The sequence below is a fragment of the Neobacillus sp. 114 genome, assembly GCF_030127045.1.
Classification (GTDB): Bacteria; Bacillota; Bacilli; order Bacillales; family Cytobacillaceae; genus Neobacillus; species Neobacillus rhizophilus.
Window position 1 is genome coordinate 2335956 of sequence record NZ_CP126144.1, and the last position, 24348, is coordinate 2360303.

The following is a 24348-nucleotide window of genomic DNA, read 5'->3' on the forward strand; positions in this document are numbered from 1 at the left end:
GTTTAATTTGTTATAATTAAGTGTTTTTAACATTCTTGAGGGGGAAAACCATTAATATGTCAGTAGAAATTGGCAGCAAAGTACAAGGTAAAGTAACAGGCATTACTAATTTCGGAGCTTTTGTAGAATTACCGGATGGATCAACAGGTCTTGTGCATATCAGTGAAGTAGCGGATAGCTATGTAAAAGATGTAAATGACCATCTTAAAATAGGCGACCAAGTTGAAGTAAAAGTAATTAGTATGAAAGACGGGAAAACTTCCTTATCCATTAAAAAGGCAGTTGATAGACCCGAAGGACAAAGCTCTTCTTATTCTCAACGCCCATCACGTCCGGGTGGTAGAGGGGATAATCGCTCCAAAGACTTTCGTTCAAAAGGTAATTTCAAGCCAAAGGAAAGTTTTGAAGATAAAATGGCTAAATTTTTAAAGACTAGTGAAGAAAATTTGTCTACCCTAAAACGTAACAGTACTGCAAAACAGGGCGGTAGAGGTGGAAGACGCGGATAATTTGCTGCGATTTTTATCTTTCATCATATAGGTAAAGAGGCTGACCCAAAAGGTTGTTGAATGACGACACTTTTGGGTCAGCTTTTTATTTGGCTCTTTTCTAAATGAATGTTGCTTTCCGAATATAAAAACTGCTCCAAGTAAGAAGGAATAACTTATTGCTTGGTTATATGCGACCGAACACTCGGAAAAATAATATGTCCAGTCGCATATAGCCTCCGTTGGCAACGCAAAATGCTCTTGAGTTTAGGGTTGGCGAGTAAAATCTTGATTTGGGCGAGTAAATCATGAAATTAGGCGAGTAAAAGTCAAAAGTTGACGAGTAAAACCCCAAATCCAGCGAGTAAATTTTAAAAAGGTATTATTAAGATCTCATATGTTACCTAAGCCAGGCTCTCCGCCGGGCTTTTTGCTGTGAATTCCCGCCTGTAAAATAGCTTGGAAAGTAAATCAGGTATTTTGAAAAGTATTTGGCCAGAAAGTGTAAGTAAAATCGTAAAAATGGAAAGTAACTGCCCCCAATTGGAAAGTAACCACTCCAAATCGGAAAGTATATCCAAATATATGGTAATCACCCCAAAAAGGTAATTGAAAAGTTACCTTTTTAGGGTGGTTTTGCTGCTTGTTCCCCAATTACGGTCGGCAATAGCTTCCATTGGTTACTCAAAATGCTCTATTAAACTAATTTCAGACGTCAAACTCATACATAATTGCCTTGGGAATTTAATGGGGATAATATTGCGAATGGGTCAGTGAATTGACCTGTTTTTTCCCTTTTTGAATCTAAAAGTGAACCCGTTAATTTACGAAAACAGCTTTTTATTTTTATTCTAATGTGACAAGAACGAATTAGATTCTTGAGACTCGGCAGAAACCTGCGGAAATTTGTTGAATATAGAGGAATTTTAGAAAATAAAGAGAATTATTTAGTTTATTCGGAAAATTCCTAATAAAGAAGTGGGGTTGTATTAAATGTTTGTCTCAGAACAATTAGAAGAACATGTAAAGCTGCAGCCGGACAAGGTGATTACCGCTTATCAGGGCAGGGAGATGACCTACGGCCAATTATACCAGCAGGCGAAAAATTTAGCAGGGTATTTCCAGGGGAAGGGCTATCAAAAAGATGACATCATTGCGGTTTATCTGCCCAACTCTGATTATTTTGTAATCTGTTATTATGCCTGCCAGCTGGGCGGATTTTCGGTCATGCCCGTCAATACGAAATTAACTGCACCGGAAGTGGAGTATATTTTCAGCCATTCTGAAGCGAAAGCGATCATTTATGATGTAAGGTATGAAGCCCATTTGAATCAGATTGGCTCTACTTTAGAGCAGTTTAAAGACCGTTTAGCAGTTGGAGGTGAGGATTCGTTCCTGGCAGTTTTAGCAGACGACAAAATCCCTTTTCAGCCTGTAAAGATAGATCAGAATGATACAGCGGTTGTTTTTTACACATCCGGAACGACTGGCAAGCCAAAAGGGGTTATGTTATCAGCCGGAAATGTCCGTGCGGCTGCTCAAATTTGGTCAGATGTTATGGAAATATCCGCAGCTGACCGTATGCATATAGTGACCCCACTGTTCCACTGTGCTGCGAGCCATTGTTTTACCGTTCCTACTATTTATAAGGGCGGGACAGTGGTGATTGAGGAGGCTTTTTCACCTGAGCAAACCTTGAGAACAATGGAAAAAGAGAAGGTGACAATCTTCTTTGGGGTTCCGGCCATTTATAGTATTCTCTTAAATACTCCTAAAATGGCGAATACTGATCTATCTGGACTGCGCTTGTTCACTTACGGGGCCGCTCCTATGCCATATGAACTGGTTCGTACTGTAAAGGAACGCTATCCTGATGTAAAAGTACAAAACTTATATGGGCAGACAGAAAATTCACCTGGCGCCACAACCTTAAAAGACCATTATGCTCTGGACAAAGTGGGTTCTGTCGGCGAACCTTTGCCAGGTCTCGAGGTCGAGGTCGTTGATGAGTTTGGCGAGCCAGTGCCAACCGGGGAAGTAGGAGAAATTGTTGTCAAAGGGCCGCTTGTGATGAAGGGTTACTTGAAAAATGACGAAGCCACCCGGCAGGCATTAAAAAATGGCTGGTTATACAGCGGAGATTTAGGCCGCTTTGACCAGGATGGCCTGTTATATATCGTAGACCGGAAAAAGGATATGATTAACCGGGGCGGCGAAAACGTCTATCCCGTCGAGGTCGAAGAAGTCCTATACCAAATTCCGGAAATCTTGGAGGCTGCGGTAGTTGGTGTCCCGCATCCTATTTACGGTGAAGTCCCCAAAGCGTTTGTGGTACCTAAAGAAGGAAGGACTCTTACAGAAGAGGACGTCCTCACCTACTGCAAAACAAAACTGGCTAAATACAAACTACCCGTAGAACTAGACTTTCTCGATACATTACCACGCAACGCCAGTGGAAAAGTCCTGAAACACGTTTTACGGGGATAAGCATGGAGGAAGCAGAAGAATGGTTTTCTGCTTCCTTACTACTTTTAATTGAATAGTATGGGCGATTGTTAGCCCAATTATATTATTTAACGAGAGTATGCTGTTCAATTATCTTTATTTGCTTATTGAATGATAGATGTTTTGGCAATGTAAGGGAAGTTAAGCTAGCCATAATCGCAAGTGCAGCAGCAGTCATAAATGAATATAAATGAGTGCCAAAAGCATCGTATAACCAGCCGCCAAGAAACGAACCCAGGGCTGCCCCTATTTGATGTCCGAAGTATGCCCAGCCATTTAAGATGCCAAGCAAACGTGTTCCATAAAGATCACCTAAAATAGCTGTAGACATAGCAACAGATCCTGACCATACTAATCCTCCGCTAAATGCTACAATAAAGAGCTGCCAATTCGTAGCTGCAAAAACTAAACCTAAAAACCCAAGGCCGCGAACAAAATAAACTAAAAATAAAATATTTTTTCTAGGGAAACGATCTGCGATGTGACCTAAGACAAATGTACTGAACATGGCAACAATGCCAATCATTCCAACACCTAAAGAAGCAGCCATTGGCTCAAAATGATGATCCATTAACATAGGCACCCCGTGAGAACCTAATAGATTCATCCCAAACCCACAAGCGAATAAGCCTAGAACGATTTTCCAATAAGCGTTTGTCTTTACTGCATCTCTCAAATTAATTTCTGGTGGTTCTTGTTTTTCTAGACTGCCGACAGGTCCTATAATGTCAGCCCCTTCTGGAACATTCTCTCGCATAATAAAAATGGCAGAAGGAATAGTGATACTGATGAATACACCTGCAAATATTAGAAGAGTGTGCTGCCACCCTACAAGGTGGATTAGCCACGTTTCTAGAGGCGTCATAACGGCAATACCTGCCATTCCACCCGTTGCCAGATAAAAAAGTGCTTTACCTCTTTGTCTAACAAACCATTTACTGATAATAGGAGATAATGAGACATTGCTTAAAAAGGAAAGCCCAAGCGATAGAAAAACACCAAAAGAAAGTAGAAAAGAAACAAGTTCTTTGCTGTTGACCGTCCACACGATTGATAAACAAACAATCGTTAATCCCGTTAAAATCATAAAACGCGTACTTAAAGTTTTCAAAAGAAGTCCCGCGATTGGCATTCCGATCCCATAAACAATCATCCCAATGGCAACAATGATCGAAAGCTCAGTTCGAGACAGATCTAAATCATCCATAACTGGTTTAATAAAAGGGCCAATTCCCATCCGCATTCCATTCGAAAGCAAAACAATAATGGTCGCAGATAAAACAATATACCAACCATAATAAGGACGTTTGTCGTTATCCATGTTCAATACTTCTTTGTTTTTCGCTAAAGGAAGCGAGTAATGTTGTTTTCTAGCCAATCCCATACCCTCCTGTTTCCCCTTCTCCATAGAAAAAATTATAATACGGTATAATTGATAAGAAAAATATATTTGTATTATTGTAGGTATAAGAATTTCTTATATCAAAAGGTGGTTTTTGAATTAATGGAGCTTAGACAGTTAACTTACTTCATCGAAGTGGCAAGACTAAATAATTTTACAAGAGCAGCCAAACGGCTAAATATAGCTCAACCGGCTCTCTCACAACAGATAGGTAATTTGGAACAAGAACTAGGCGTAAAACTATTTAAACGAACTGGGCGAGGAGTAGCATTAACAGAGGCAGGGGAGCAATTCTTTATTGGTGCTGAAAAGACTTTAGCTGAAGCGCAAAAGGCAAAAGACTCAGTTAAAGAGGTTATAAACGACCCGCACGGCACCATTATGGTAGGAGCGCTAGAATCCCTAGTACAAACTAGGCTGCCAAAGTTGCTCGTAGAGTTTGGTAAAGTGTACCCTGGGATTAAAGTGTTTATAAGGGAGAATACGACTGAACCGCTGTTAGATGCTCTGAAAAAGGGAGAATTAGAGCTCGCCTTGGCCCACGGCTTGGATGTTAAATACTCACAACATTTACTAAATTTAGTTACGCTAAAGGGGATTTGCTCCAAACCACTATATCAAGATGAATTGGTTTTGGCTGTCGCCAACGGACATCCAATGGAAAAGAAAAAAACAATTTCCATAAATGAGCTTAGAGAAGAATCGTTCGTATCCTTTAAAGAGGGGTCCGGAATCCGTGCGCAACTAATTGCGGCGTGCCTTAGAGAGGGTTTTGAGCCACTAATTGCATACGAGTGCGCCTCTCCCCGAACACTGGTGGCAGAGGGACTAGGAGTTTCCGTTCTTCCGCGTTTAATGGCGGAGTCCCCGGGACCATCAATTTCTATTTTAGCTTTAGACCCTCCTCTTTCACGCTGGGTTTCTGTCTTTTACTGTGAGGGATGATATCTATCACCGTGCGCAAAGATTTTTTTGGGTTTTGTGGAGAAATACCTTGCTTCTGAAATGGAAGGCTGAGAATCCGGATTGAGGTAATGGCCGCCATAAATTTTATATAAAACCCCTAATTAAAATTCTAGGGTTTAATACAAAATTATTTTGAAACGACCAAAAATAATAAGCCCCAAATCAGAGGGGGCTTATTATTACTTCAATTATTCTAGACCAAATTGAGATTTATTCTGCAGCTTGTTGCCTTGGAACATTAACGAAACATTTGCTCCAATACTACCTTTACCTGGATATGAGTACATGATGGTATGGAATTGTGTACCCTTTTCTCCAGATTCTGAAATAATTTCGCCTTCACCACCGACAATGGCAATTACCTCTTCTAGTGTCATACCATTTTGGATTTTATTGAACTGATCTATTGAAATTTCAACTCCTGATCCTCCACCTAAACCAAACTGTGCCTTATTAATTAACTTCCCACCTTGGAACATCATACTAGCACTTGACATAAATCCATCTGTTTCGAACTCATACATGACTGTGTGGAATTGAGTACCTTTTTCACCGGATTCAGATAGAAGTTTTCCTTCTGCTCCAACTACTTTTACAACTTCCTCATATGTCATTCCTTCTTTAATTTGTTCAAATTTTTCTTTAGTAAGGACACCTTCTTTTGCAGCAGGTTTTTCTTCTTTTTTTGTTGATTCTGCTGGCTTGCTAGTTTCTGCAGGTTTACTTGCTGTAGTTTCCTTATTTGTGTTTGTGGAAGCATTGTCATTTCCACCACTAGAAGCAATCGCCCCGATTATTCCTAAAATAACTAAAGCAATTACTCCTAAACAACCAAACTTAAAGAACTTTTTCATACTAAACTTCCCCCTTATTACTGAATTATGGAGAAATTATAGCATGGTAAAAAGTTTGTAGAGTAACCAAAAATGGTAAATCTATGACAAATTAAATTTATTGGATATGAAAATACAAAATCAACAAGAAAAATTAGATTCATTATAAAAGCAAAAAAAGCATCCATACAACGAATGTTCGTTTAAGAGCAAGGTCAGTCCCCAGTTTCTTTAGTACATTAATCTGGAGGGGGACTGGCCCTCAGTTTCTGGTGTATCTTTTTGTTGAAAAGTTATTCAATGATAATTAAATTGCGCATTTAAAATAATCATAATTCAGAATATCTACGATGGAATTGTTAGATGTAGATCCTGATACATCATATTTTTCATAGAGTTCGTCATAGAAACGCTGACTAAATTTATTGAGCAAAATGCCATAAAAGTAGGAGATTGGATTTCTGACAGCTTTTGTGAATTTTAATTTGCGAATTAGCTGTTTAAAGCCTTCAATGGCCACATCAAGCATCTGCTCTGTTTTGTTTTCTCTGAAATATTTATAGGCAGCAATTTGTGTCATATGCCATAATTCCTCAATGGTCTTAGCATCTGAATAGAAATACTTAACCAGCTTGACGAACTCTTTTGGAACATGATTGCTAACATAGCTATGATCTAATTCCAACGGTTCTTCTTTACGTTTTTTATTCTTTTGATCTTTTTCTGTTTTTAAAAGATTACTAGTTTCTATTGGCTGGTTCATTTTTTCCGCTTTAGGTGGTTCATTTACAGGAAAACGATTAAAAACATATAAGTTGCAAGTCTGTGAACCGTTTTTTCTCTCTGTTTCGTAAACGGTGATGATTCCGAATTCTTTTGCTTTTAAGATCATCCGTTTAAAGGTTGAACGGGAAATGCCATTTTCGTGGTATTCCTCGTTTATGGACTTCAGGATGGTACCGATTTTGGCATTGCAGACACCAGGGATTTTGGCGGCAAATCGAACGAGTCGCTTTAAGCCTACGATTTCGCCTTTGGAGAAGTCGGCCTTGTGCTTAAGCAGCCACTGTTCGAAATGGTGATTAAATTGGGCGAGACTAGTAAATTGAGAAAACTCTTCAAAGTGTTCAATACTGCCTGATTTTAAACTCATTTGTATGCGCCACCCTTTATAATCTGTTTATTAGGCCAGTTCCTCGTTAACACTCAAGGTTCTGGCACTTTTAAGATATCGGGTTTGGCAGAGTGAGTCGAATTCACTCATTTCCAATTTGGAGCGAATTTAGGTAGGAAAATGCGATTTTCGGCTCCAAATTGGAAATGAGAAGGCCAAATTCGTGATTTTCGTACCGATTTGATAGTTTTTGATTTTGGGGAGGAAAATGGCAGGAAAGGGGGAAATGGAACAAGAAGTAAACAGGAATGGGAAGAGGTTAACAATATCCAGGGTGCTGAGACTGAACTTTTTTTATTAACATGTGTGTAAACGAAAAAAGGAGTTGTTGTGGCGGTAACTCCTATTGTTTATTGACCTAACTGCTTAGTTGAACAAGAAAAATAAAACCATCCTATATCGAATGGTCTTTATCTTTATCATAATTTGGTGATGTACTAGAGTGTGTTAATATGCGGTCTAATACTTTTTTAGTAATTGGCATAAAGTAATTAAGGGTTAGCCCCCCTAAACAAACGGTTAATAAAGTTCCCACGCCAATGGGTCCATTAAAAATCATTGCCATAATCAAAAATACAAGGTAAATCAACGTTCTCGAAAAAAATAGATTTGTTCTAGTTAATTCTTGGATGATTAAGGTCAATCGGTCAATTGGAATCGGGGCAAAATTTGTGTCTAAATATGTTGCCGTTCCTAATCCTATCACAACTAAGCCGATTCCAAAACAAACAACTTTGCTGTACCACAGTTCGGGTGTTATCAAATTGTGCAATAGAAATAACCACATATCAATACCAATACCGGTTATTAATGCTGTTAACAACCCCAAAACCTCTGGTCTTTGTCTTTTTAAAAATGAATTACAACCTATCAATATGAAAGCTATTATGATTTCCCAACTTCCTACAGTAAGCCCCACATTTTGGGACAGTCCTGTTGTTTTCCGAGACGATGGCGAGTATGATATCGAATCGCAAATCATTCCCTTCTTGTCGACTTTAAAGGGTTTCAAATTCGGCTTCAACAGCGGCATGCGGGTGGAAGTGCTGTTTGTGAACACCAAGGAATTTGTCGTGAAATGGGGTACGCAAAACGCGATTAATATTCCGGCGCCGGGGCTTCCGGGCGGGATGCCAATCCGGGCAAATGGAACGTTTAATTTTAAAGTAGCAGATTATATAGCATTGATTGATCAAATTGCCGGCGTTCGCGAGCAATACTTGGTGGAGGATGTCAAAATCCGGATTTCTGCTGTCCTTGACCAGCTGTTGATGAAATGGATTACAAGGGAAGGAAAGGATATGTTCAATCTTCAGGCCAATTCCTTCGACATTTCCAAAGGTATTCAAGAGGATTTGGATATGCAAATGATCAAAAGCGGTATTTCGGTCACGGGCTTTAATGTCATGAGCTTTAGTTATCCAAAGGAGATTCAAGACCGAATTACAAAAAATGCTTCGCATGGCTGGTCAGCGATATAGGCCGATATCAGCAAATCGAGTTATCGGACGGCATGGCCTCGGGTAAAATGAGCGGCGGCGGGGTGGCATCGGATATGGCCGGCATGATGATGGGGATGAATATCGCTGGTAATATGATGAACCAAATGAATCAGCAGCAGCCCCATAACCAACCGGCACCGCCACCACCGGCAGAAGGCCAAAAGCGGCCGAACTTCTGCCCTAATTGCGGTGCAAAAAACGAAGGTGCCAACTTCTGTTCAAACTGCGGACAAAAACTTGTTGGATAAACCATGGAGAAGGTTCTTCCATTTTGAAATGGAAGAAAGGCAACTGACCCTGTAATGATATGCTCCCCTTAAAGAATACAGATATTAAAACAAAAATCTGTCGTTCATTTAGGGGAGTTTTTTTGCAGACACAATTATCCTGTTCCTAACATAAACGCCTAGGTTAATTTATCAGAAAACTCTTGCTATTTAGAATTTAAGGTGCTAAAATTACCAGTACAAATATAAGAATTCGGAGAAACGGTGTTTCGTAATAAGCAACATCCTAATAAGTTGAAATCATTTTTATATTTAAGGAGGAACTAGGTTGAGTAAGTGTACGGGACAAATCAACGGCCGGAGAATTTCTGAAAGAATAGAAGAATTGGCGTCGATTTCAGAACCGTCAGATGGTGTGACACGGATATCTTTTACAAAGGAATTTCAGGCAGGTCAGGAATTGGTTAAAAAATGGATGATTGAATCCGGGATGACGGTCCGGATTGACAATCTAAATAATATGATTGGCCGCTATGAAGGGTTAAATCCGATTGCACCTGTATTAATTATTGGTTCCCATTTAGATACTGTTATTGATGGAGGTAGGTATGATGGGGTGCTGGGGGTAATTTCTGCTATCGAAATTGTAACCGTTTTATATGAAAATGCCACAAGATTGGAGCATCCAATTGAAGTGATTGCCTTTAGTGATGAGGAGGGTGTCCGTTTCCATACCACATTTTTAGGCAGTAAAGCAGTCGCTGGGACTTTTTCTGAAGCGATGTTGGAATTGAAGGATGATGCGGGTATTTCTTTAGCTGGAGTTCTGCAAGAATTAGGATTACAACCACACCACTATCAAACTGCCGCTAAACGCCCAAAGGATGTCTTAGGCTATCTTGAACTCCATATTGAACAAGGTCCAACTCTTGAGGCTGAGGGCCTTCCTTGTGGAATTGTATCAGGAATTGCTGGAGCTTCTAGGTACTCCTTTAAAATAACCGGTTTTGCCGGTCATGCAGGGACAGTTCCGGTTCCATTACGCCAGGATGCTTTATTGGGTGCATCAGAATTAATTTTAGAAATAGAAAGATTGACCAAACAAAATGCCCCAATTGTAGCTACTGTCGGTAAGCTTAAAGTGATGCCTGGAGCATGCAATGTAATTCCGGGAGAAGTGGTGGGTACGCTAGATATTCGAGATACAGATACACATAGAAAAAATGATGTCATTTCATCGATTTTTAATGCAGCGGACGAAATTTGTGAACGGCGCAACTTAACTTTCCATGCTGAACTCATGTTGGAATCAGCGCCAACCCCTTGTGATGACAGCATTAAGGCGGCAATTGAATCTGCTATTCTTGCAAATGGCATCAAACCCATTTCTTTAGTAAGTGGTGCAGGACATGATGCGATGGAAATGGCGAATATAACAAAAATCGGTATAATCTTTGTCCGCTGCAAAAAAGGAATTAGCCATAATCCTGAGGAATTTACATCCGATAAAGATATGGAAATTGGAGCAAAGGTATTGTTGGATACTGTTATTCAATTAACAGTTCATGATATGAATTAAGAAAACCTTGAATATATAAAAAAAGGCGGGTTGATTTTACTGAATTTTCCCCCTAGTAAAATACTATTGAGCCGAAAGGAGATTTATCTATGTCCTATGATTTAGTCATTAAAAATGGAACCATTGTAACCCATGATCGTATTTTTAGAGGTGATATTGGAATAAAAAACGGAAAAATTATGGAGGTTTCAGAAGAAATCCTTATAGAGGGAAGCTCAGATAACACCATTGATGCAGAGGGGCTTCATATCATCCCGGGATTAATTGATACGCATGTGCATTTCAATGAGCCTGGACGAACTGAGTGGGAAGGTATTTTGTCGGGTAGCAAAAGCTTAGCCGCCTCTGGTGTAACTACTTTTTTTGATATGCCATTAAACAGCAATCCTCCGACTGTTAATAAATCGGGATTTGATGCAAAACAAGAACAAGCAGAAGAAAAATCGGTAATCGATTACAGGCTCTGGGGAGGATTAGTGCCGGAAAATGTAAGCGCTTTAGAAGAGTTGGTGCAGTGTGGTGTAATCGGCTTCAAGGCATTTATGTCACCAAGCGGTATTGATGATTTTCATCATTCAGACGATGTGACACTTTTTAAGGGTATGAATGAAATTGCCAGGCTTAATTCCATATTAGCTGTTCATGCTGAAAGCACGGTTATAACAGAACAATTAGCTAATCAAAAGCAGCAGGAAGGGAAAATAACAGCAAGGGATTTTTGTGAATCACGTCCAATTATTTCAGAAATGGAAGCAGTCAGAAGAATTCTATCATATGCTGAGGCAACAGGTTGCAAGCTTCATATTGTTCATGCCAGCAGCAGTAGTGTGGTAAGACTTGTAACAGAAGCAAAAAGAAGAGGGGTTGATGTAACGGTTGAAACATGCCCTCATTATCTCTCTTTGACGGTTGATGATATTACAGAATTAGGCCCGATTGCCAAGTGTTGTCCCCCTCTTAGGGTTCAGGAAGAGGTTGAAGAATTATGGATATCGTTAGCAAATGGGGAAATTGATGTGATTGGTTCGGACCATTCTCCTGCCCCCCCATCCATGAAAACTATGACAGATGGCAACATATTTAAGGCATGGGGTGGGATTAGCGGAGCTCAATCGACCTTATCAATTTTATTAGAAGAGGGCTACTGGAAACGAAATATTCCATTACAAAAAATCGTAGAAATAACCTCTACGAATCCCGCTAAAAGATTTGGCTTATACCCATCCAAAGGCACGATTTCGGCGGGAGCTGATGCCGATTTCTCAATCGTTAATTTACATGAGAATTTTCAATTAAAGAAGGAAGATCTATTTTATCGACATCCTCATTCACCATACATTGGAAAGTCTTTTAGAGGTAAAAATGTTATGACACTTGTTAAAGGAACTATTGTATTTAAGGATGGCGAAATCATCCCAAAGGAAAAAGTAAAAACAAATTAGAGAAAATATTTCAGCTAAATGCAAATCGTTAGCACTGATTCGAAAACACCTCATGCTGTGGAGTAGTGAATGCCCGTTAATCCAACTGCTCCATAGCTATGAGGATTTTTTGTTTTCTAACTAATGATTTATGCATGAATTACAGCTTTATATTAATATTGAATTTTTATGGATTCCTGCTTCTTCTTTTTTATGAAAATACATATCAAAAAATATATTATAATAATAATCTGATTTTTCAGAAAATGGTTGTTAATCCAATAAAAATATTGTAAGCTTATTGTATTAGCGATTGTATACAATCATGTTTGCAATAAATTATACAAGAGAGTATGCTTTATTGGGAATTTTTTGTATGCAATCTAGAATTCATTAAAGTTCTATCAATGAGAGAAAGGAAATTTCGATGAACACGAAGGAAATAGAAATTTACAAAAAAATCAAACAGGCAATCATTCAACAAAAATTACGTCCCAATATGCAATTGGTTGAAAAAGAGATTGCAGAAGCATTTGGGGTAAGTCGAACTCCGGTTCGAAACGTGCTTCGCAGATTGTCCTATGAACGGCTAGTAAAAATAATTGAAAATAAAGGGGCATTTGTTACATGTTCATCAATAGAAGAGGCAAAAGAAGTATTTGAAATGAGACGAATCCTTGAATCTAGAGCAGTCCGCAATGCTTGTCGTTTATCTTCAGAAGAACAACTTCGCGAACTTGAAAAGATGGTTAAAGAGGAATTAAGTACATACCAGCATGTTGACTATGTTGAAGCCATACAAATGTCCGGGGAGTTCCATTTAAAGATAGCTGAGATGGCAGGTAATTCATATTTTTATCGGTACCTGGAGGACTTAATATCCTTAACATATGTTATTATTTCAATTTATGGACGGGGCCAAGAAGAAAAAAGTGCCTGCCTCCATCATCTTGATATCTTCAATGCTATTAAAAAAAGAGATGAGGACCTGGCTGAAAAAGTAACCCTGGAACATTTAAATGACATTGAAGATAACCTTCGCTTCCATGAGAACCTTCAAATTCCAACAACATTATCAGAAATATTTCACCCATAATTATTTATTCCCGCATATTTGTAATCGCTTTTACCACCAATTTTAATTGAATTTCCATTTTACAAAATGTTTTCATTCTTAAACGATTAATTCTTCTCCTTCATACCTATAGGCAGGTACTTAATTTTGGGGAGAAGAATGTCATTACTGACCCTTTTGGAGGTGATGTAAAGGAAAACGTTCATATGAAAATATGTCTCTTTTTCACCTATTTCTTAAAACATCGTTGCTTATCAAGCGACAGTGGCGATTTGTGACCTATCAAACTTTATTTTGGGGGAATTTACATGAAGTATGATCTTGTTATTAAAGGTGGCAAAGTGGTTTTCAGGGACGAAGTAAAGAGCGTCGACATTGCCGTAAAAGATGGAAAAATCTCCGCTATTGCTGAAACAATTGATGATGAAGCTTTACGGATTATTGATGCAAAAGGCCAATATGTCATGCCAGGTATGATTGACACACATGTCCATATTTGTGAACCAGGCCGGACCGAATGGGAAGGATTTGTGACAGGAACTAAAGCATTAGCTGCCGGCGGTACCACATGCTATGTAGATATGCCACTAAACGCTCTTCCTGCAACGGTTGACCGTAAATCGCTGCAAATAAAATTAAATGCAGCAAAAGGGAAAAACTATGTGGATTATGCTTTATATGGAGGACTTGTTCCTGGCAATCTTGAAAAGTTAGAAGAGCTTTCTGAAGAAGGAGTGGTAGCATATAAGTGCTTTATGGCCACATGTGGATCAGAGCTGCCAGATGATTTCAAAAATGTCGATGATTATACATTATTTATGGGGATGAAGAAATTAGCCGAGCTCGGGGCTGTATTGTCCATCCATGCCGAAAATGCTGAGATGACTGACCGGATGGGACAGGAAATGATGAAACAAGGCAAAACCAGTGCAACAGATTATGTTGCTTCACGCCCGGTTTTTACAGAAGTGGATGCGGTAAAACGGGCATTATTTTTTGCAAAAGAAACTGGTTGTAAACTGCATTTTGTCCATGTCAGTACAGCTGAAGCGGTAGAAGAAATTACGAAGGAAAGAAATAAAGGAATGGATGTCACTCTCGAATCGTGTCCGCATTATTTTACCATTACAACAGCACAATTTGAGGAAATTGGCCCGGTCGCCAAATGTTCACCACCATTACGGGACGAAGCAGCGCAAGCGAAGCTTTGGGAGAAATTAATTGAAGGAAAAATAGATATGTTAACATCTGACCACTCGCCTTGTCCGCCTGAAATGAAATTTAGTGACAGCAATAATATTTTTGAAGTATGGGGCGGAATTACGGGGTGCCAAAACAATGTCGATCTTATGTTTGATGAAGCGGTTCTTAAGCGAAATGTCCCGGTAACCGATTTTGTCCGCATGATTGCCTATAATCCAGCCGTGCGCTTTCATTTGCCGACTAAGGGAGAAATTGCAGTATCAAAGGATGCAGATCTCATCTTTGTAGATCCAAATCAATCCTATATTGTCCAAAAGGAGGAGCTATATTACCGTCATCAGCATAGCCCATACATCGGGAGAAAAATTAATTGCCGTGTCACCAAAACATTTGTTAGAGGAAATCTTGTTTTTGATCTTCATGAAGGTATTGTGGGGGATCCTAAAGGGCAATTAATTACTTACCATAGCAAGGCTGAACTATTAACGCCATAGACGAGAATATATAATATCAACATCAAAATCTTCTAAGACCTAACTTATGAACTGATGCTTTATCGGTAATACGGTAAACAATATTAAAGGAGTTGGGTATACAATGTCGACAAATTTAGAAAGCAGCGTTACACAAGGAGCACAGACTCTTCAATCTACTGGTGTAGATGAATCACTAAATCCAAAAGCAGAGAATGAGAGAACGGTAGGTCCGGTTTCCTATATGTTTATGTGGATTGGAGACGGCGTTAATTTAGGCAATATGACGCTTGGAGCCAGTTTGGTTGTAGCGGGGGTCGCAACACTAAACATTATTCAGACATTTGCCGCGGCCATCATAGCCATTGGCATTATTTCAATCATTTTTGCTTTAAACGACAGGGTCGGATATAGAACTGGAATTCCCTATGTTGTACAGCTCAGAATGTCCTTCGGGCATAAAGGCTCCGTCATCTCGTCTCTTTTGCGCGGTATCCCCGCAATCGTCTGGTACGGTTTTCAAAGCTGGGTTGGCGGCACTGCCTTAAACGAAATGGCGAAGATTGCTACGGGCGGATCTTTTGATAGTGTACCCATCTGCTTTGTAGTGCTTCAGCTGGTGCAAATTGTGCTTTCAATGTACGGCTTCCATGCGATTAAATGGGTGGAATCGCTTATATCTATCGTCATTATGCTGGCGCTTGTTTATGTATTTTACCTTCTACTGGCAGACCATAGTGCTGTTATTACACAAAAATGGGTTAATACAAGCGGCACATGGGGCCTGCCTTTCTGGGCGCTCATCATGGTGTTTATGGGCAATTATGCGGCTATCTTTTTAAGCGCAGCAGACTATTCAAGAGAGCTGAAAACCGGTATCAGTGACAAAAAACGAGGGTTATTGTACTTTTCTCCGATTTTAATCGCGTATGGTTTTGTAATTGCAATTGGCGCAATGCTTGCTACAGTAACCGGCAATTCCAATCCTGTGAAAGCGTTTGCGATTGTGGTGGATAACTCTTATATTACATTTTTTGTATCGGCATTTATTGTTATGGGAGCGATTGCAGTAAACATGGTGGCCAATATTGTTCCGCCTGCCTATGTGATTACATTGCTTACCAAAGCGAAATTTAAACTTGCTGTTACCATAACCGGTTTGCTTGCGTTGTGCTCATTCCCTTGGGTGCTCGTTCAGGATTCCTCGTCAAAGGGACTAGGAATTTTCATTCTAATCTATTCTGCATTTTTAGGCCCAATCGTATCGATTTTATTAATTGAATATTATATCTTTAGAAAACAAAAAGTAAATATTCCAGATTTATATAAGGAAGAGGGTCCATTTGCCGGATATAATCCTGCAGCGGTGCTTGCCATGTTAATTGGGGCCGGTGCGGCCTTTTTGAAAGTCGAGCTGGCATGGATTATCGGCGTGGTTGTTGCTGGTATTGCCTATATTCTTCTTACGAAGTATGCGTTTAAAGATTCAAAATTCAAAAAGGGAACGATTTTTGAGTAATAGTGCAACTAACTTATAGACGAGTTGATGAGCAAGGGCACACCAGAGCAACTTGCACGGCTAACAAAAGCATTTCTTAAAATGAAGAAATTCGATATTGTGGAATTACAGGAAGCATACAAGTGAAAACAAGCTATTTAATTTAAGTAAGAAGAAGAGTAGAGCAATACCACTCTTCTTCTTGTTTATGCCATCTCATTTTCCCATATTTTATAGAAGATAGCTAATATCCTCTTAATCTATTATTTTTCCCTGACAATTAAGGCCGAAATCCAGCCTTCGACCCCGTTTGCGGTTTCCACTTTTAGCCACTTAATTCCTTTGGAATCCACTTGTTCTTCATTCAAAAAGTGGATGATTTCTCCATTTGTAATCGTGTAAAGACGTGCTGCGGTCAGTGTGGGAGCTTCCCGAATATTTCCGCCCTCTTTATATTGCTTATTTAAAATAAATTCTTTTTGATTAGGGGAAGCCACGGTTGTTTGTACGGGTACAGGTTCTTGGTTTAACCAAGCTTCAGCTTTCTTCCATTTTTCTGTATACCACTTATTTGGATTGCTGATGATTGCCGCTGTCAGCAAAATTACTAATGTGGTAGCAGAGTAGAAGGTCCATCTTTTCAACCTTGTCCTATTCCTTTTCCGTTTCGTAAAAAGCTGAATGATTTTGTTGAAAAAACCTTCGAACAAGGCAAACATTCCTTCAATAAACTCAATCCAAACAGGTATGCCAGCTTCTCCTGCTTCCCTCCGTCTTCTTTGCATCGTGCAAATAAATGCCATGAATGGATAAGAAATGAGAAAAAGCATTTTTTTCAACAAATGGGCCGTCAAGTTTAAGAGGGGAGGAACAACATACAACAAAATTAGCCTTACGAAATGCAGGAGCACAAAGAGAACCAAAAAAATACGCAACCATTCCGGCAGGGCAGAGATAGGTGACCAAATCCAAAACAGCTGTTTTAAAATGGATTCCACAATCGCTAATCTCCTTTATTTAGATAGGATTGAAGTTCTTTCCTTGGACTATCAATCTGTTTTTTTCTATTGCTATTTTCCAGATTAACAGGGAGATAGGGGAACAGTTTTTTTAGCTTGGCCAATCTTTGTTCTGCCTCAAACTGGTCAATAGAGTGATCGTTGATCAAGTTTAAAAGCTGTTTGTTTACCTCATATTTGAAGGCTCGATTTTGGTTAAATTCCGAATCCACTAACCGCTTTGCCATTTCATTCTTTTCTCCAAGCTTCCCTGCTGTGATAAAATCACCCGCTTGAAGGGCCTCTTTAATGGAGGCCGATATCCGGCGCGCTTCCTCCAAATCGAGAGCCTCTTGATAGGCCGATATTTCTGCGTTCCGGTCTAAATCGGCAATCGCCTCATCATGGTACTGGTCCCGAATACCTTGCCGGGTCAAAACACGAACATTTCGAACCACAATCCCAGCCTCTCTTAACACCTTAACCAATCTTGATGTTTGAAAAAATTCTTCAATATGTCTGGCAAAACTCAGTTCCTCTTCGATAGGATAAAATCTTGCTTCCGATTCCACCCAGAAGGGCAGATGATTGTTGAAGATCTGGCCAATTTCCCCTGCATTTTGTTGAACTAACAATTCGGGGTGTTCAACGGCAATATCGATAGATAAATTGACAGAAAAGCTTCTTCCTCTTGTGGCCGAGGGAACTTCCTCATTATAGGTGAAGGTCTGCTGCTGCATATTGACGGTATAAACTCTTTTATATTTTCCAATCCGCAATTCACTACGTGTCAAACGCTCTCCATTTTTAACTGCAAAGTGTTCGTTGTCGCTATTAACATAAACAAAGGCATAAGACATAGACGACGCCGGCGGTTTTTCCAAAAAGCTAAATTTCACGTCCTTAATGTCTTCAATAAAATTCATTAGGTATCTCCCTCCCGGTTAAGGTCACTTATACTTGTCTACATTCTATGCAGATAATCGGCAGAAAAGCCCCTATATCTTTGTTATAGGAAAAAGGTACCCAATACTTAATGATAAACAGAATGTTCCTTTATTCCTTTTTTGAGTAACGAGTACAGAATCTATTTTTTAATAAGCATTTGGACATAGATTAATTAATAAATACTTTCTATTTGATAATTATCAGAAAATTATGTATATTATAAATGGAAGTGTTTAATAAAATAGTAAAATGGTATTTATTATTTTTATTAGAAAAAGAGGTGTTCAGGCAATGCAAAATGAAACAGCGCGTTTTGAGACGATTACATGGGAGAAGAAGGGGGAAATAGGTTTATTGACCTTTAATAGGCCCGAAAAATACAATGCCATCTCGTATCAGCTCATGGATGAAGTGGCAGCTGTGTTGGACAGTTTAAAGTACGACACGGACTGTAGGGTTTTGGTGCTTACGGGTGCGGGTAAGGCATTTTGTTCAGGGACTGATTTAAAAGAACAGCGGCAATTTGAAGGAAACATAAAAGATAGAGCACCTCAGCTTTTTGATTCACAAAAAAGGTTGTCCGATTTAATTGTTAGGTTTAGACAAATTCCGCAACCGGTTATCGCTGCGGTAAACGGGGTGGCAGCAGGCGGTGGGATGTGCTTTGCTTTAGCTTCTGATGTGAGAATAGCCGGTCCAAATTCCAGGTTTATTGCCTCCTTCGTGAACGTTGGTCTTTCCGGGGGTGAGTTGGGTGCCAGCTATTTTCTGCCACGTTTGGTCGGAATGTCCCGGGCCTCAGAATTGCTGTTAACAGGGCGCGAAGTTTTAGCTGAAGAAGCACTGCAAATCGGTTTAGTATCTCGGCTAACTGGAGAGGGTGAGGTCCTTCCGGTAGCCTTTGAAATGGCTAATTTGATGTTGGAAAAATCAGCTCTTGGCTTGAAAATGACAAAAGAAATATTAAACACAACTCTTGAAAACGATCTAGAGGCCAGTCTTCAAGTCGAGAACAGATCGCAAGTGTTGTGTGTCTTAAGCGGAACATTCGAAGATGCAATCAAACGGTTTGAGAACCGAAAAAACAAAAAGTAAACAGAATATTGTAAAGCCACGCATATGTATAATCGAAAACTATCAATCTAAATTTTAATAAAAAAGTGGGTATTAGCTAGTTTAGGCTGTCGACAATGTTGACAGCTATTTTTTTACAATAAATCTTTTTTGTTTTTGGCAGCAAAACCGCTTCAGCAAATTTACAGATCTTTTACGTATCAGGAAATTATTTTTCAAAAAATATCCACACATTTTGAAAAAACACCATGACCGCATTCTTCATTAAACACTAAATATTATGTAAAGGATTTTTTTTGTAGGAAGGACAGTGTTTGATGATGGCAAAGTATCGAATGGTTCGTACAGACTTTTGGTTCAATCCGATTGTTTTGGAAGAGATGACCCCGGAGGACAGGTATTTTTATCTCTATCTCCTTACCAATCCACAAACAACTCAAATTGGAATCTATAAAATTACGAAAAAACGAATGGCCTTTGATTTGGGCTATTCGATTGAGACTGTTCACTCCTTAATGGAACGATTCATCGAGCATCATAAATTGATTCGTTACAATCCTGAAACGAGAGAGCTCGCGATTAAATACTGGGGGAAAGATAACCTGCATAAGGCTGGAAAGCCAGTCATGGACTGTATTTTTTCAGAATTAAAGGAGGTCGAGGATTCCACGCTTATTTATTATGTTTTGGAATCCATACAAAGAGAGGAAATCCGCAGCCTCTATGAATCTTTTTGTAAACAAGACGAGATGACTTTTGTCAATGAAGTTAGCGATCCGGATGAAAATGATACATATATCGATGAGGAATACGAAGCGATAGACGATACGTTCACGCATTGTTATACGATAGGTGGGCAAAAAGAAAAAGAAAAAGAAAATAAAAAAGAAAAACAAAAACAAAAAGCTTTGCATCTCACTCCACATACAGCGAATAATCAAAAAACAGATGATGTCAAAGAAAAGAAGGAGCACCTTAACAGATTCGGTTACTCTTGCAAAATGGACCCGTGAAAAACAAGGAATATAAAATGTGGTTTTTCAGTTAATGCAGGATATTCTAGCCAATTTAGGAAAGTATAAGAGAAAAACTTCCAAATGGTGCTAATATGGCTAATCTTTTTAAATCAATTAAACACATTATTAACAAAAAAAATATACCAACTAACCAAAAAGACCACCAAAGCAGCCTGGTAAAACGTGAATATAGCAAGGACCAAACCGAAGACTGGGAAAAGGAACTTACTAAATCAAAGGATTATCAAAAGAGCTATTACTTTAATCAAAAGTCAGGAAAGAAATTTACACTCACGTACTTTTCTACACTTGTTGAAGAAAAGGTGATGGATAATAATGCTGTTCCCCCTCTACTCGAGGGTGAGTTTTACACAATTGCCGATGTTAAAAAGCTTCTTCCTATAGCAGATGTAGAACTATCGAACAGCTCTAATGATATCCCGGAAATGTTGATGAAAGGTTTTGTCATGCTTACCTTAGAAGGGGAAAAGGAGTTTGCCTTCATCTCCTCACCTAAACAAGTTGTCCGGTCGGTTTCTGCACCAGAGATTGAATTTAGTGTTGTAGGTCCTAAAGAAGCCTTTGTAGAAGCCATTGACCAAAACATAAATATGATCCGAAAGCGTTTGCCAATTAAGGAACTCATCGCGGAACAATTTATAGTTGGAAAATTATCGTTAACCAAGGTATGTGTCCTGTATATCAAAGGGATTACGAATAAGGAAATCATTAATACTGTCAAACAGCGGATTAGCGATCTTGAAAAGGATGAAATCGCTGACAGTTCCTATTTTACTCAGATTATTTCAGATAATGGGAATTCTCCTTTCCCACAGCTGCTTGATACAGAAAGGCCAGACCGGGTGACCTCCAGTTTGGCTGAGGGAAAAGTGATTATTTTAGTTGATGGCTCGCCGCATGCCTTGATTGGGCCAACTTCTTTGACAGAGTTCTTTAACTCTTTCGAAGATTATTTTCTTAACTGGATTCTTGCAACCTTTATTCGATTAATACGTTTATTTTCCGTTATCTTCTCGATTATGGTTACACCTCTTTATGTGGCAGTGGTGACTTACCATTATCAAATGATTCCAAAAGACTTATTAATTACGTTAGTTACCTCAAGGCGAGTTGTACCTTTCCCGCCCATTCTTGAGGTCTTGTTTTTAGAAGTAACGATTGAACTTCTAAGGGAAGCAGGGGCAAGGCTTCCAACCAAGGTGGGCCAGACAATCGGTATCGTAGGCGGAATTGTCTTGGGGACAGCATCAGTGGAAGCCGGGCTTACAAGTAATGTTCTGTTAATTTTAATTGCCCTTGCTGCATTAGCTTCCTTTACCACACCTGTCTATCAAATGAGCAATACCATCCGGATTCTGCGTTTTCCGTTTCTGATCATGGCTGAAATATGGGGGTTAGTAGGGATTACGATTGCTTTTTGTTTTTTGCTTACACATTTGCTGCGGCTTACATCGTTGGGCTTCCCCTTTATGGAACCAGTCTTTCCGCTAAGAGTGAAGGATTTTAAAGATGCTTTATTCCGTCTGCCTTTCAAGAGTCAGGCGAAACGTCCGCAGTTTCTAAGGACCAAAGACTCCACCCGGTTCAGCAAGGAGAAGGCTAATAAAAAGAAGGACATTGATGAATAAGGAAGGAAGAGGAGTAATGATTCAGGGACCCGTCCAGGAGAGACTCCAAATATCACCATTTATGGCCGCCTATGTCATCATTTCGATGCAGATTGGAATAGGAGTTCTTGGTTTTCAGCGCATTATTGCCAAAGATGCTGGCACTGATGCCTGGATATCGGTTATTGGGGCAGGATTAACCATCCACATCATCGTGTGGATTATGTATAAGATTTGTGAGACTGTAAATGGGGATGTACTGGATGCCAATGTTTATTTATTTGGAAAAATAATCGGCAACAGTATAAATACCCTCTTTATTTTTTATTATACAGTTACTTGTGCAGCGGTACTTGGCGGCCTGTTTGAAATTATTCGTACTTGGATGTTTCAAAGTTTAAGCTCGTTTTGGTTCGCAGCTGTATATTTACTTTTAGGAATCTATATCGTATACGGAGGCTTTCGGACCGTAGCCGGAATCTCCTTTTTTGGACTAGTTATACCTTTTTATTTACTTTTTTCTTTCGGATTTGCCTTACAGTATGGGGATTTTACCAATCTATTGCCATTATTTGATCATTCCTTTATTCAACTAGTAAAAAGCGGCTACCATATGTCACTGAGTTACCTTGGCTATGGCATTTTATTGTTTTTTTATCCTTTCATTAAGAAACCTGAGCAATCAAAAAAATTTGTTCATATCGGGCTTTTGGCAACCACTTTTATTTATGCTGCTTTAGCAGTTATTACCTTTGCCTATTTTCCTCTTGGTCTGCTTGAAAAATCGATTTGGGCAACATTGGAAATGTGGAAAATTGTCCGGCTTCCGATTCTAGAAAGGTTTGAGTATTTGGGAATTGCCAATTGGGCTTTGATTTTACTCCCAAATATTGCCCTTTCTTTATGGGTAGCCAGCAGAGTGACCAAACGCATTTTTCATATTAGTCAAAAAAAATCGGTTATTTTTATTGCGTTGGCATGTCTGATTATTGTGGTGCTCATTTCTACTAGAGAAAGACTGAACGTTCTTTTCGACTATACGGCACTTGTTGGCTTTGCCTTAGCTTATGTTTACACACCGCTGCTATATTTTTCACTACTGATTAAAAAGAAGGTGAAAGCGAAGTGAAAAAGAGCCACTTTATCGTTGCGGTATTGTTTTGCATGACAATCCTGTCTGGATGCGTGGATAGAAAAGTGATTGATGATGTAAATATTGCCACTGGGATCGGGATTGATAAAAGTGGTAACCAGTTCCTTGGAAGTATCATGATCCCCGTGTTTAAGCCAGACAAGTCATTCGGGAATTTTACGTTTGTCTCCAAAGGAAATGTTATCCGGGATTTGGTATCTGAAATGCAGAAAAAGGCATCACAGCCAATTGTCAGTGGAAGTCTTGATATTGCCCTTTTTGGCGAGGATGTCGCACGTGAGGGACTAATTAAAACTCTAGACGTCTTTTTACGGGATCCAAGCGTGGGAGCAAGGGTTCAGTTGGCTGTAGTAGATGGGAAAGCGGTTGATATTTTTAAAGGAAGATACGGTGACCGCGGGAACTCCCAATACCTGACACAGTTACTAGAACATAATATGAATCAACAAAATTTGCCTATAACTAATCTTCATCGTTTTTTGGCAAATTTTTATAAAAGAGGGCAGGATCCATATTTACCAATGCTTAAGAAGAGTAATCATAATTTAGTGACCATAACTGGATTAGCCCTTTTTAAAGATGAAAAGGTTGTCGATATTCTCCATGAGAATAAAATGTTTTACTTCAAACTCCTTGTTGACAATCACATATTGGGGGTAGTTAAAGTAAAGGAGGCTCATGGTGAATCTACTGTCAAAAGTATTGGGTTAAAGAAAAAAATGAGGCTGATAAGAAGGGACCCCTATACATTCTCGATCAAGATTAAATTGAAGGGAGATCTCACCGAACACCAGGAAAGGATGCTTAAGGAAGGTGAGATACGAAAAGTTGAGAAGCAATTGGCAAAACAAATCGCTCGGGAATGCAAAATGTTAATTGAGGATTTTCAAAGAAAGGGCATTGACCCAGTCGGCTTTGGCCACTTTGCAAAGTCTAGGACACGAAATTTTGATTTTAAAAAGTGGAATACGGAATATAAAAATGCCAAATTTAAGGTTACCGCAGATGTTCATTTGATTGGACACGGTGTAGTTGAGTAACAAATATTTGATAGGTTCCTTATTTTAGTTAAATGCTCATTTTTAATCTTAATGTTGTAGAACGGTATAACTATTATTATCAGAAATATAATTTAAAGAAAAAATTATTAAAAATCTTTTGAAAAGGGGGAGCACAGCAATAGGA

At 39.1% G+C, this 24348-nt stretch carries 19 protein-coding genes and 1 pseudogene; 14 read left to right on the forward strand and 6 right to left on the reverse strand.

What is annotated here, in order from left to right:
• Positions 1-56: 56 nt before the first annotated feature.
• Positions 57-509 carry a S1 domain-containing RNA-binding protein gene (locus QNN06_RS11660; protein ID WP_213116193.1) on the forward strand — a complete coding sequence of 151 codons (453 nt, stop codon included), beginning with the start codon at positions 57-59 and terminating at the stop codon, positions 507-509.
• Positions 510-1481: 972 nt separating this feature from the next.
• Positions 1482-2975 carry a class I adenylate-forming enzyme family protein gene (locus tag QNN06_RS11665; RefSeq protein WP_213116192.1) on the forward strand — a complete coding sequence of 498 codons (1494 nt, stop codon included), beginning with the start codon at positions 1482-1484 and terminating at the stop codon, positions 2973-2975.
• A gap of 82 nt (positions 2976-3057) precedes the next feature.
• Here the strand turns inward: QNN06_RS11665 and QNN06_RS11670 are convergent, their stop codons facing one another.
• Entirely contained in the window at positions 3058-4371 is a 1314-nt protein-coding gene (locus QNN06_RS11670; RefSeq protein ID WP_249366425.1) for an MFS transporter, read from the reverse strand.
• Between the two features lie 126 nt (positions 4372-4497).
• Here QNN06_RS11670 and QNN06_RS11675 point away from each other — a divergent pair, with 126 nt between their 5' ends.
• Positions 4498-5340 carry a LysR family transcriptional regulator gene (locus QNN06_RS11675; protein WP_284037592.1) on the forward strand — a complete coding sequence of 281 codons (843 nt, stop codon included), beginning with the start codon at positions 4498-4500 and terminating at the stop codon, positions 5338-5340.
• Positions 5341-5549: 209 nt separating this feature from the next.
• Here the strand turns inward: QNN06_RS11675 and QNN06_RS11680 are convergent, their stop codons facing one another.
• The 3 genes from QNN06_RS11680 to QNN06_RS11690 form a co-directional block, all read right to left on the reverse strand.
• Entirely contained in the window at positions 5550-6215 is a 666-nt protein-coding gene (locus QNN06_RS11680) for a DUF3862 domain-containing protein (protein WP_213116190.1), read from the reverse strand.
• 286 nt (positions 6216-6501) lie between these two features.
• Positions 6502-7347: a hypothetical protein gene (locus QNN06_RS11685; RefSeq protein WP_284037593.1), complete on the reverse strand. Its 846-nt coding sequence runs from the start codon at positions 7345-7347 to the stop codon at positions 6502-6504.
• Positions 7348-7762: 415 nt separating this feature from the next.
• Positions 7763-8350: a YczE/YyaS/YitT family protein gene (locus QNN06_RS11690; RefSeq protein WP_372447565.1), complete on the reverse strand. Its 588-nt coding sequence runs from the start codon at positions 8348-8350 to the stop codon at positions 7763-7765.
• Here QNN06_RS11690 and QNN06_RS11695 point away from each other — a divergent pair.
• From QNN06_RS11695 to QNN06_RS11720, 6 genes and pseudogenes are all read left to right on the forward strand, one after another.
• A pseudogene (locus tag QNN06_RS11695) lies at positions 8307-9118 on the forward strand (SPFH domain-containing protein); the annotation flags it as partial. The gene QNN06_RS11690 and the pseudogene QNN06_RS11695 overlap by 44 nt on opposite strands.
• Before the next feature lie 307 nt (positions 9119-9425).
• Entirely contained in the window at positions 9426-10676 is a 1251-nt protein-coding gene (locus QNN06_RS11700) for an allantoate amidohydrolase (protein WP_284037594.1), read from the forward strand.
• Positions 10677-10765: 89 nt separating this feature from the next.
• Positions 10766-12118: an allantoinase gene (locus QNN06_RS11705; RefSeq protein ID WP_284037595.1), complete on the forward strand. Its 1353-nt coding sequence runs from the start codon at positions 10766-10768 to the stop codon at positions 12116-12118.
• A 406-nt stretch (positions 12119-12524) separates the two neighbouring features.
• A complete protein-coding gene (locus QNN06_RS11710) occupies positions 12525-13193 on the forward strand; it encodes a GntR family transcriptional regulator (protein WP_284037596.1) in 669 nt (222 codons plus the stop codon).
• Between the two features lie 287 nt (positions 13194-13480).
• Positions 13481-14869, forward strand: coding sequence for an allantoinase AllB (allB, locus tag QNN06_RS11715; RefSeq protein ID WP_284037597.1), 1389 nt, complete (start codon positions 13481-13483; stop codon positions 14867-14869).
• 103 nt (positions 14870-14972) lie between these two features.
• Entirely contained in the window at positions 14973-16367 is a 1395-nt protein-coding gene (locus QNN06_RS11720; protein WP_217037190.1) for an NCS1 family transporter, read from the forward strand.
• Between the two features lie 242 nt (positions 16368-16609).
• Here the strand turns inward: QNN06_RS11720 and QNN06_RS11730 are convergent, their stop codons facing one another.
• Together QNN06_RS11730 and QNN06_RS11735 are read right to left on the reverse strand one after the other, a co-directional pair.
• Entirely contained in the window at positions 16610-17344 is a 735-nt protein-coding gene (locus QNN06_RS11730; protein ID WP_213116184.1) for an SH3 domain-containing protein, read from the reverse strand.
• A gap of 5 nt (positions 17345-17349) precedes the next feature.
• Positions 17350-18270 carry a hypothetical protein gene (locus QNN06_RS11735; RefSeq protein ID WP_284037598.1) on the reverse strand — a complete coding sequence of 307 codons (921 nt, stop codon included), beginning with the start codon at positions 18268-18270 and terminating at the stop codon, positions 17350-17352.
• Between the two features lie 313 nt (positions 18271-18583).
• Between QNN06_RS11735 and QNN06_RS11740 the strand changes: the two genes are divergently transcribed.
• The 5 genes from QNN06_RS11740 (at position 18584) to QNN06_RS11760 (ending at position 24203) form a co-directional block, all read left to right on the forward strand.
• A complete protein-coding gene (locus tag QNN06_RS11740) occupies positions 18584-19387 on the forward strand; it encodes an enoyl-CoA hydratase/isomerase family protein (RefSeq protein ID WP_284037599.1) in 804 nt (267 codons plus the stop codon).
• A 296-nt stretch (positions 19388-19683) separates the two neighbouring features.
• Positions 19684-20379, forward strand: a complete 696-nt coding sequence (locus QNN06_RS11745; RefSeq protein WP_254124848.1) for a DNA replication protein DnaD — start codon at positions 19684-19686, stop codon at positions 20377-20379.
• Between the two features lie 95 nt (positions 20380-20474).
• Positions 20475-22031, forward strand: a complete 1557-nt coding sequence (locus tag QNN06_RS11750) for a spore germination protein (protein ID WP_213116181.1) — start codon at positions 20475-20477, stop codon at positions 22029-22031.
• Positions 22024-23139: a GerAB/ArcD/ProY family transporter gene (locus tag QNN06_RS11755; protein ID WP_249366423.1), complete on the forward strand. Its 1116-nt coding sequence runs from the start codon at positions 22024-22026 to the stop codon at positions 23137-23139. Before QNN06_RS11750 ends, QNN06_RS11755 begins: the two co-directional genes overlap by 8 nt.
• Positions 23136-24203: a Ger(x)C family spore germination protein gene (locus tag QNN06_RS11760; protein ID WP_284037600.1), complete on the forward strand. Its 1068-nt coding sequence runs from the start codon at positions 23136-23138 to the stop codon at positions 24201-24203. Before QNN06_RS11755 ends, QNN06_RS11760 begins: the two co-directional genes overlap by 4 nt.
• Positions 24204-24348: the final 145 nt, after the last annotated feature.